The 9041-nt window shown below is 61.7% G+C and carries 12 protein-coding genes; 7 read left to right on the top strand and 5 right to left on the bottom strand.

Going from position 1 to position 9041, the window contains the following annotated elements; translation table 11 throughout:
- Positions 1 to 242: hypothetical protein (locus ABJF10_RS26100; protein WP_348547559.1), on the bottom strand; the 242-nt coding region annotated here is incomplete at its 3' end.
- A gap of 87 nt (positions 243 to 329) precedes the next feature.
- Here ABJF10_RS26100 and ABJF10_RS26105 point away from each other — a divergent pair.
- Complete coding sequence (locus ABJF10_RS26105) at positions 330 to 1871, top strand: DUF2271 domain-containing protein (RefSeq protein WP_348547560.1); 1542 nt, start codon at positions 330 to 332, stop codon at positions 1869 to 1871.
- Positions 1790 to 2470 (top strand): PepSY-associated TM helix domain-containing protein, encoded by a 681-nt coding sequence (locus ABJF10_RS26110; RefSeq protein WP_348547570.1) that lies wholly within the window; start codon positions 1790 to 1792, stop codon positions 2468 to 2470. Before ABJF10_RS26105 ends, ABJF10_RS26110 begins: the two co-directional genes overlap by 82 nt.
- Positions 2471 to 2489: 19 nt before the next feature.
- Here ABJF10_RS26110 and ABJF10_RS26115 read toward each other — a convergent pair whose 3' ends face one another.
- The 3 genes from ABJF10_RS26115 to ABJF10_RS26125 form a co-directional block, all read right to left on the bottom strand.
- On the bottom strand, positions 2490 to 2681 hold the full coding sequence (locus tag ABJF10_RS26115; protein ID WP_348547561.1) for a hypothetical protein: 192 nt from the start codon (positions 2679 to 2681) through the stop codon (positions 2490 to 2492).
- A gap of 104 nt (positions 2682 to 2785) precedes the next feature.
- Positions 2786 to 3730, bottom strand: coding sequence for a transglutaminase domain-containing protein (locus ABJF10_RS26120; RefSeq protein ID WP_348547562.1), 945 nt, complete (start codon positions 3728 to 3730; stop codon positions 2786 to 2788).
- Complete coding sequence (locus ABJF10_RS26125) at positions 3717 to 4337, bottom strand: gamma-glutamyl-gamma-aminobutyrate hydrolase family protein (RefSeq protein ID WP_348547563.1); 621 nt, start codon at positions 4335 to 4337, stop codon at positions 3717 to 3719. Before ABJF10_RS26125 ends, ABJF10_RS26120 begins: the two co-directional genes overlap by 14 nt.
- Before the next feature lie 131 nt (positions 4338 to 4468).
- Here ABJF10_RS26125 and ABJF10_RS26130 point away from each other — a divergent pair, with 131 nt between their 5' ends.
- From ABJF10_RS26130 to ABJF10_RS26150, 5 genes are all read left to right on the top strand, one after another.
- Positions 4469 to 4807: a P-II family nitrogen regulator gene (locus ABJF10_RS26130; RefSeq protein WP_348547564.1), complete on the top strand. Its 339-nt coding sequence runs from the start codon at positions 4469 to 4471 to the stop codon at positions 4805 to 4807.
- A gap of 71 nt (positions 4808 to 4878) precedes the next feature.
- Positions 4879 to 5682: an undecaprenyl-diphosphate phosphatase gene (locus ABJF10_RS26135; RefSeq protein ID WP_348547565.1), complete on the top strand. Its 804-nt coding sequence runs from the start codon at positions 4879 to 4881 to the stop codon at positions 5680 to 5682.
- A 70-nt stretch (positions 5683 to 5752) separates the two neighbouring features.
- Positions 5753 to 7054 carry a M23 family metallopeptidase gene (locus tag ABJF10_RS26140; RefSeq protein ID WP_348547566.1) on the top strand — a complete coding sequence of 434 codons (1302 nt, stop codon included), beginning with the start codon at positions 5753 to 5755 and terminating at the stop codon, positions 7052 to 7054.
- Positions 7055 to 7376: 322 nt separating this feature from the next.
- Positions 7377 to 7658 carry a hypothetical protein gene (locus ABJF10_RS26145; RefSeq protein ID WP_348547567.1) on the top strand — a complete coding sequence of 94 codons (282 nt, stop codon included), beginning with the start codon at positions 7377 to 7379 and terminating at the stop codon, positions 7656 to 7658.
- A complete protein-coding gene (locus ABJF10_RS26150; RefSeq protein ID WP_348547568.1) occupies positions 7642 to 8289 on the top strand; it encodes a hypothetical protein in 648 nt (215 codons plus the stop codon). The genes ABJF10_RS26145 and ABJF10_RS26150 overlap by 17 nt, the downstream gene beginning before the upstream one ends.
- Positions 8290 to 8384: 95 nt before the next feature.
- On the opposite strand, the gene ABJF10_RS26155 is transcribed toward ABJF10_RS26150, so the two are convergent.
- Entirely contained in the window at positions 8385 to 8852 is a 468-nt protein-coding gene (locus tag ABJF10_RS26155; protein WP_348547569.1) for a PA2169 family four-helix-bundle protein, read from the bottom strand.
- Positions 8853 to 9041 lie beyond the last annotated feature (189 nt).

Consider the following 9041-nt stretch of genomic DNA (forward strand, 5'->3'; position numbering starts at 1 on the left):
CTTTTTAGGCTCCACGACGTGCCCGGTCGCGCCGTCGCCAGGGAATACGAAAACGCCGCCGTCCTGGCCGAAAGCATTAACTCGGGACAGGCGCGATTGAACGAGGCGACGAGGAGCTTCGTCAGGTGACTATGCGCCCACCAAGCGGCGCCGCCGAGCAGGAGCAACCCTGCCAGGAAGACCAAACCGCCAAGGCGCAACACGCGCGGAAATCGCCGGGTGATCGTCACGCGCCATTGCACGACGGATCAGCGGAATTGCCGAGCATAAAAGTGGGTGCGCCGGAAGTGCGATTGACACGTGCAATCACGTATGGCTCTATAACGTGAATGTCTCCCCCAGCATTTCTTCCCGTCGGCTGGGGCGGTATTTTTCGCGGCTTGCTCGCCGGCCTTGTGCTCGTGCTCTCGCTGCCCGGGTTGGCGTCCGGCGCGGAGCCGCCGCAGGTTTTCCAGTTCCATCACGAAGGAGTGCTGGGCACGTCGCTCGACCTGCAAGCGCAGGCGCCCGATGCCCAGCAGGCGGCCGCGGTGGAAATGGCAATCCTCGACGAAATCGAGCGTCTGCGAAAGATCCTGAGCACCTACGACGAGACCAGCGAAATCAGTCGCGTCAATGCCAGCACCAGCCCGGTACCGTGCTCGCCGGAGTTGCTCGATGTGCTGTCGTTCTACGACTATTGGACGGCGAAATCCCGGGGCGCTTACAATGGCCATCTCGGCGAACTCATCGGGGTGTGGAAAGCGGCCGAGAAAGCCGGCACTCCGCCGTCGGCCGCCACGCTGCTCCCGATCGTCCGCTCCCTGGCGCTGCCGGGTTGGAAGCTGGACCGCGCCACGCATACCGTGACGCGGCTGACCACCGGAACGCTCGATGTCAGTTCGCTCGGGAAAGGCTTCATCATTAGCAAGGCCGTGGTGGCGGCGCGGGCCAGGGCGCCCACGATTCAGGGCATCCTGCTGAACGTGGGTGGAGACATTTTCGCCGGCGGCAGCCAGGCGCCGGGAACACCATGGGCGATCAGCGTCGCCAATCCCGCCCACAACGAGGACAACGCGCCGCCGCTGACGCAGGTGAAATTGACCGATCGCGCGATCTCCACGAGCGCGGCCTACGAGCGCGGCTACACCTTCGGAGGCAAACATTATTCGCACATCATGGATCCACGCACGGGCCTGCCGGCGCAGGGGGTGGCCAGCGCGACGGTCATCGCCGGGAACAGCGCCAACGCCAATGCCCTGGCGACGACGCTCTGCGTCTTGAAACCAGAGGAAGGCCTGGAGCTGGTGCGACAGATTCCGGATGCCGATTGCCTCATCGTCACGGCCGATGGCCGCCAACTCCGAAGCCCCCGCTTCGGCACCTATGAAATCGCCCCCGCCGCAGCACCCACGCCGCCGGTTGCCGGCCAGCCAGGCCTATGGCCCACCAAATACCAGGTTGCCGTCACGATCACCCTCAAAACGCCATCGGGAAATGCGCGGCAGATTCGCCGACCCTACGTGGCGGTGTGGGTGGAGGACGCCAATAGCAAACGTGTCCGCACGGTGGCGGTATGGGGCAATGCCCCGAAGTATCTTCCCGATCTTTCCGAATGGTGGAAACTTGCGCAGCAAGATCAGCAATGGGCAGCCACCGTCACACGCGCGACGCGCCCGGCGGGGCAGCATCGGATCGTGTGGGACGGCCTCGATGATCAAGGCAAGCCGCTCCCGTCGGGCACGTATACCGTCTTCCTCGAGGTAAATCGCCAGCATGGCTCGCATGCCATTGGGAGCACGAAAATCGACTGCAACCGGCTGCCAGCGCAAGCCGTCATCGCCGCGAGCGCCGAGTATGGCCAGGCGACCCTGAGTTTCGGTCCACCCTGATGAGCACGGATTCAAGTCATCATCGGCGACTGGCCTTCAAAAAATGGTCGCGCACGATCCACATCTATATCTCGATGCTCGGCCTGCTTGCCGTCATATTCTTTTCCGTCACCGGGATCATGTTGAACCACGAGGAATGGTTCGGCTTTGCCACGCCGCACATCGTGAAAAAAGAAGGCACGCTTCCCGAGGCGATGGACAAGGCGCCGGACAAACTGGCGATCGTGGAGAAACTGCGCAAGGATTTCTCGGCGACCGGCGCGCTCGATTCCTTTGAAATCGAGGACGATCATCTTACGCTTTCCTTCAAGTCTCCCGGCCGTCATACCGATGTCACCATCCAGCGCGCGGACGGGCATGCCGAAGTTTCCCTGGAATCGTACGGATTCAGCGGTCGCTTCGTCGATCTCCATCGCGGGACGGATGCCGGCCCCGGTTGGCGCCTGATCATCGATATCGCCGGCGTGCTGTTACTGGTCACTTGCGCGACGGGCCTGCTGCTCTGGTGCCTGGTCCCGAAGTGGCGCCCGCTGGGCCTCGTGGCGCTGGCGATCTGCCTGCTCGGCTGTGCCGTCGTGTATTTCGCGTTCGTGCCCTAACCAGAAACTAATCCGCGATTTATTTCTTCTCCGCAGGAGGATTAACGATGGTCGTGTTATTCTCGACCTTCTTTTCCGGGGCCGGGTTGATGATGGTCGTCTCTTTCTTCTCGACGGTGGTCGGTGGCGCGTCTGATTTGACGCGGACATCACATCCGGTCAGAGCAGCAGCGGCGAGAATGAAGACGGGATAAACAAGGTAGTTTCGCATAACGGTTGGGTTTTCACCTAGATCGCAACTGCCTGCCCCATTGGCCGTTTCAGATGGCGGCCGGCGATTAATCCAAGGATCAGGAATTGGTTCCCAACTCCCGCTCACGCGCGCGCCGTGGCCAACCGCTGCGCGGGGAAGCGCAAGACGGCCGTGCCGTCGAGGCGCTTCGTCATATCCAGAGGATCGCCCACTTTGACCTCGGCGGGATCGACTTGATAAGCCCAGACCAGAAATGACGAGAGCGTCGCCGCGCCATAGATGGTCGAGAAGGCGCCGTCCACCGCGTCCAGGCCGCAGGCGATCTTCACCCGGCCCACGCGGGGCACGTTGAATCGTGCGTCGAAGGTCTGCCACCGGTGACCGACATAGACCTCCATGTAGGCATGAAAATCCATCGGCGTGCCCGGGTCTTCGAAGGCCACATCCGGCACGTAACCGGTGACGTAGCGCGTGGGGATATTAAAGCAGCGGCTGAGCGCGACCGCGCAGTGCGCGAAATCCCGGCACACGCCGAAGCCCTGCTCGATGATCTCGCTGGCCGCGGTGTACGGACTGCCGGAGCCGAAGCGGTATTCGATATTGTGGTGGACCCAGTCGCAGATCGCCTGCACGCGCGGGAGGCCATGTGGCACGGTGCCAAATTTCTCGAAGGCAAAATTCATCAGCCGATCCGAATCGCAGTAGCGACTGGGCAGCGTGTAGCGGAGCAGTTCGGGAGGCAACTCCTCGACAGGCACCGGATCGTCGACCGCTCCAAAATCCTCGCGCACCGAGGGCACGGCCACGAGCGCATCGTGCCGGATCGTCGTTCGTCCCGGCGGCAGAGTGAGGCGATGCACGACATTGCCGTGGGCATCTTCCCCCTGCTCCACCTCGAGATCGTGCCCGAGATGCATCTCTTCGGCCTCGATGCGCTGCGCCGCGCCGTCGCGCGGCTGGATGACGAGCATGATCGGCGTCGCCGCCGCCGCTTCGTAGGTAAAGTCGAGACCGCAACGGATGCTCAGATCGAGCGCCGGGACGGGAGAAGCATTAATGTGGTTCACGGAGTTGGGCGAAGAAATCCTCAAAGAGGCTGGTGTAGATCGTATCGCGCTCCGGATGATATTGGACGCCCACCCCCCATGGGTAATTGCGCAGGTGAACTTGCTCGATCGTGCCGTCTCCCGCATGCCAGCCCTCCACCGCCAGCGCATCCGCCACGCGATCCAGCGCCTGGTGGTGCGAGCTATTGACCTGCTCAAAGCGATGCCGCGCGGCGCTGTCAAAACGCATCGGCTGAATGTTTTGCGACTTCATCTCCGGCAGATCGTGGCCGCGAATATCGAGATGGAGGGTGCCTCCCAGCGCCACGTTGAGCACCTGCACACCCTTGCAAATCGCGAGGATCGGCAACCCTCGCTCGACGGCAGACCGCACCGCGGCGAATTCCCAAGCGTCCCGATCCGGCTCCGGGTCTTTGATCAAATCCGGGTCGTGCGGTGGAACATTGTGGAACCCTATGGAGATGTCAGGGCCGCCTGTCACCAGCAGGCCGTCGAGCGTTGCCGGATCCACCGGCCCCACCCGGGCGTTGCCCAGCGTGATCTCCGGATGAGCAGCTAAAAACCCGGCAAAAAGTGACTCGTCGCTTTCCCTGATCCAAGAACCCAAGTGAGGCATCGCCTTATTTGTTCCGCGCGTCCCCGCTCGGCAAGGGGTTTTCCGCCGCACTGAACAAATTTATACATTTCCCTGCGCTGTGGGCTTGCCAATTCAAAAAGAGCCGCTAGCAATTGCGCCTTATGAAAAAAATCGAGGCCATCATCAAGCCCTTTAAGCTCGAGGACGTGAAGGAAGCATTGTCGGAAATTGGCATCGAAGGCATGACCATCAGTGAAGTAAAAGGTTTCGGCCGGCAGAAGGGGCACACGGAGATCTATCGCGGCAGCGAATACACTGTGGATTTCCTGCCGAAGGTGAAATTTGAGATCGTGCTGGCCGATGAGCGCATCGCCAAAGCCGTGGAAGCCATCGTGAGCTCGGCCAAGACCGGCAAGATCGGTGACGGCAAGGTCTTCATTCTCCCCGTCGAAGACGCCATCCGGATTCGCACCGAAGAGCGCGGCGAGGCTGCGATCTAGTTTCATCCCCTTCCCGAGACAGGCGTTCGCTCGATCCCGATCGAGAGGCTGCCTGCTCACCTTTTTTCCCTATGCCGATCTGGCTCCTCGCCATCATTCTGGGTTTCGTCGAAGGCCTCACGGAATTTCTCCCGGTATCCTCCACCGGCCATCTGCTCATCGCCGAGCATTTGCTAAAGATCGATCCCAACAGCTTTCTCCGCAGCGACATCTTCAACATCGTCATTCAAGTGGGCGCCGTCCTCGCGGTGATCCCCCTCTTCCGCGACCGGCTCACGATGCTGACCAAACTGCGGGAGCCGGCCAGCCAGCAGTTGCTGGCCAAAATCGTCGTGGCCTTCGGCATTACCGCCGTGGGTGGCATCATCATGAAGAAGCTGCATTTCAAGCTCCCCGAGGAAATACAGCCCGTCGCGTGGGCGTTGATTATCGGCGGCGTGGTCTTCATTGCGATCGAAGCTCTGGTCCGCGGCAAGAATTTGCCGGATGAAATCTCCTGGCCAGTGGCGATCACCATCGGCCTGGCGCAGCTCATTGCCGCTGGATTTCCCGGCGCCTCCCGCTCCGGTTCCACCATCATTCTCGCTCTGCTCGTCGGAGCCAGCCGCGTCCGGGCCACGGAATTCTCCTTTCTCGTCGGCATTCCCACCATGCTCGCCGCCGGCGCCAAGCAGACCATGGATGCCTTGCATCATCCCGTGCCCAATGCCCCCCCGATTGATTGGGGCATGCTCATTCTCGCCTCCGTCGTGGCGATCATCGTCTCCTTTATCGCGGTGAAATGGCTCCTTCGCTACGTGCAAAGCCACACCTTTATCGGGTTCGGCATCTATCGGATCATTGCGGGCGTCCTCGTCCTGCTGTTTCTCCGTTAGCATGCGGGTGTTTGCCTTGGCGGGATCGAGGGTTGCCCGCGTCGGCAGGGCCGCTTATGCTGGCCGACCCATGCGCTTGTCCGTCCTGTGCGCTCTCGCCATTCTAGTCAGTTCCCTCCCGCTATGCGCCGAAGACACGGCCACCGTGCGTGCTGCCGATGGCTTTGAACTCCCCGTAGGCCCGAACGGCACCGGCGAAGGCTACTACATCGCCCGCGGTTATCGGCCAAATGGCCACTTGGGTGAAGACTGGAACGGCGTGCATGGCGGCGACACCGATCTCGGCGACCCGGTCTATGCCACGGCGAATGGCTTCGTGATGTTCGCCCGCAATTACCACGTCGGCTGGGGCAACGTGGTCATTCTCCGTCACGCCTATTACGAAGGATCGACCCTCAAATACGTCGACTCGCTCTACGGCCACCTGCTCGAATTCTTCGTCCAGGAAGGCGAACAGGTGAAGCGCGGGCAGAAGATCGCCCGCATCGGCAACAACTTCGGCCAGTACGATGCCCATCTCCACTTCGAGATGCGGAAGAACCTGCAAATAGGCATGTTCCGCAGCAGCTTCGCCCGCGACTTCAGCAACTACTACACCCCCAACGAATTCGTCGCCGCCCATCGCGCCTGTCCCAACGGCAACCACATGGTGAGCATCCCGATCAACACCTACCCCCCTGCCCCGCCCCCGATCATCGCCGGCCCGCACGTCGAGACCCCCGTCTTTGGTCCCCCGCCCGCTGGCGCACCCAATCGATTCGCGAAGGTCAACCCGCTCCCGCCCGCCGCCCCGGCCCCCACGCCCGTCGCCAAATTCATCACCAAGGTCGCGACGCCGACACCCGCGCCTGCGACGCCCGAGCCCAGGATTGCCAAGGCTCCGCCGCCCACACCCACTCCGGCACCCGCAGCGACCGCCAAAATCTCCAAGACTCCCAAAACGGAAACCGCCGAGGCCACGGAACCATCGACCCCGGCACCCAAGCATTCCAAATCCACCGCCGCGGCCGCCACACCCACCCCACCAGCCAAGTCTTCCAAGAAGTCTGCCGCCAGCGCGTCCGTCGCCACTGCGTCGACTCCAGCCCCGGCCAAGAAAGGCACGAAGGCTCCCGCACCGATTGCCGCCGCCGCCGCTGCTGCCAAGGCCACTCCGACACCCGCGCCAGTCGCGGCGGGCAAGACCCACAAGGCACCCACTGCAAACCCGACTCCGCCGCCGGCGGTCGTCACCAAGGCCGACACCGACACCATTCTCTCCGACCCGCTGCTTCCTGCGCCCACGACCAAGGACGTCACCCCCATCCGCCGGGCCGGCTCCGGCTACAAGGTCGATCGCTTCGAAGATCTGCGCGGAAAGCCCGGCTACTAGCGCGTAGCGATCATCGGTGTAGGACGCGTGTCCTCACGCGTTAGGCTGGACCCCACTCGACGCGTGGACCACGACCGTTCAGCGCGGGCGGAGCAAAATCGCTGTCCCATCGATCAGTCGTGTGCTACTCGAAAAGAATGTCAAAGGGTTCGGCTCACTTGCATCCAACGGAGGCGCTTCCGCATGGCGCCTAGGAACGAAAGTTATGAGTAATGAATCGGAACACCAACCCTCTGCAGAAGAGGCCGCACTCTGTCCCAAGTGCCTCCTCGCCAATGCACCGACAGCCGCCTTTTGTGCCGACTGCGGAGCGCCTATTGGCATGATCGCCGCCGTCGACCCCATGCAACACATTTATGCCGAGGGCTTCGCCTACCGTTCCGCAGTCGATGGCCCACCCAGGTTCATCGTCCTCTTCGGTATGTGGCTGCTTTTCGCCCCCCTTGCTCTCGCTGCTCCCTTTATTCTGTTGAACGCTTTCTCCCTCGGTTTCCCCATCGCTGCCCCCTTTGCGTTCCTCGGTTTCGCCTCGGCAGTCATCTTGTATCGCACCACCCGGAACTACCTCGTGAAGTCCCGTTCCACCCGTGAACCAAACGCCTGACCATGCCTTGCAATGGACTGCCCCGCGCGTCGCGAAACACGCGGCCGTTTCGCGTCATCGCCGACGCATCATGATTTCACGCGTTGCCCTACTTTTGCTACTCACGGCTTTCTTTGCCGGCACTGGCATCTGTGCCGACTCATTTCCATCAGCACTCCGCCTCGAGTCCCTCGGTTACCCGCGCCACGATTGGCATCAATCACCCGACTGCACGATTACGGACGTTCAATTCTCCGATCAGGAAATTTACGTTCAGTTCATCGGTCGTTGGTCACCGTCGACCGGGTCTTCGGATAGCGACAAACAGGCCATTAGCATTTCCCGCGACCCCTCCGTTTCGCCGGTTGCCTTCGCTTGTCTGGCACGGCGTTTCAGCGACCGCCAGGGCGAAACAGTGACGATCACCATCGCGGCGACTGCCTGGATTACGCGAGGAGGTATCCCCATTCTTCGTTATACTCCCGCCGATAGTTTTGAGATCACATCCCGCAATCCAACGACGCCTGACCATCCGTCGCCACAAATGGCGCTGGCCGTCACGGCACCTGCACCCGCCACCACCTTCTCCCCCGCCCTACAGCCGCCGGACTGCCTCCGGCAGTCGCTGTCCCTCCGCACGACCCCTCGATAGCTGGGCTTGCGGGCGATAGCAGCCTCACCCTGAGACGATGAGCGTTCAGCTCTGCACTGTGGCGGGGCCTTGCTCCTCCAGCCAAGCGCTTCATCTCACGCCCATTTCGGCCCGCCCGCATCCGCGAGCATCCTCACCTCGTGGTGCCCGGCCAGGATAGCCGCGTAGTGCAGCGAGGCCAGTTCCCGGATGGGAGCGGGAAGCTCAAGCTGCAGAAACTTTTCGTATTGGGCCACCGCGTGGCTCTCTCCCCGCTCGCATTCGACCAAAACCGCATGCGCGTCCTCGCTCAAAATGGCACTTTTCAAATTCATCCAGCCGCGATGAGCCGTCCCGGTGACACTCCCCTCCGCCTCTGGGTCGCTCTCGCCGAGTTCATGCGCCATCGATTGAAGGTCCCCCACGAATTTGGATCGCTGCAGGGAATACTCGCTGAACAATTTTTTGCTGTCCGGGTCAGCGACATTCTCTGCCGCCGTCAGAAATCCTTCCTGTCCATCTTTGCAGGTCTGAATCAGATGATTCAGCCGGCAGCGAAGATCAGCATTGGATTGCACACCCATCCATCGCGCGACGGCTGGGACTTGCGTGTGATTCCTTGGAACTGCAACGTGTCATGCACTTTTAGCGGCGACGAATCAGCAAACGCCAACGGCGTTTAATCGGTCAGCCCAGGGTTGCGAGGCACGAGCTACCCTGTGAGCTTGTCACGCTATAGCGGACAGAGTTTGGGAAGCAGAGAGAGGTTGGTT

The organism is Chthoniobacter sp. (assembly GCF_040003245.1).
GTDB lineage: Bacteria > Verrucomicrobiota > Verrucomicrobiia > Chthoniobacterales > Chthoniobacteraceae > Chthoniobacter.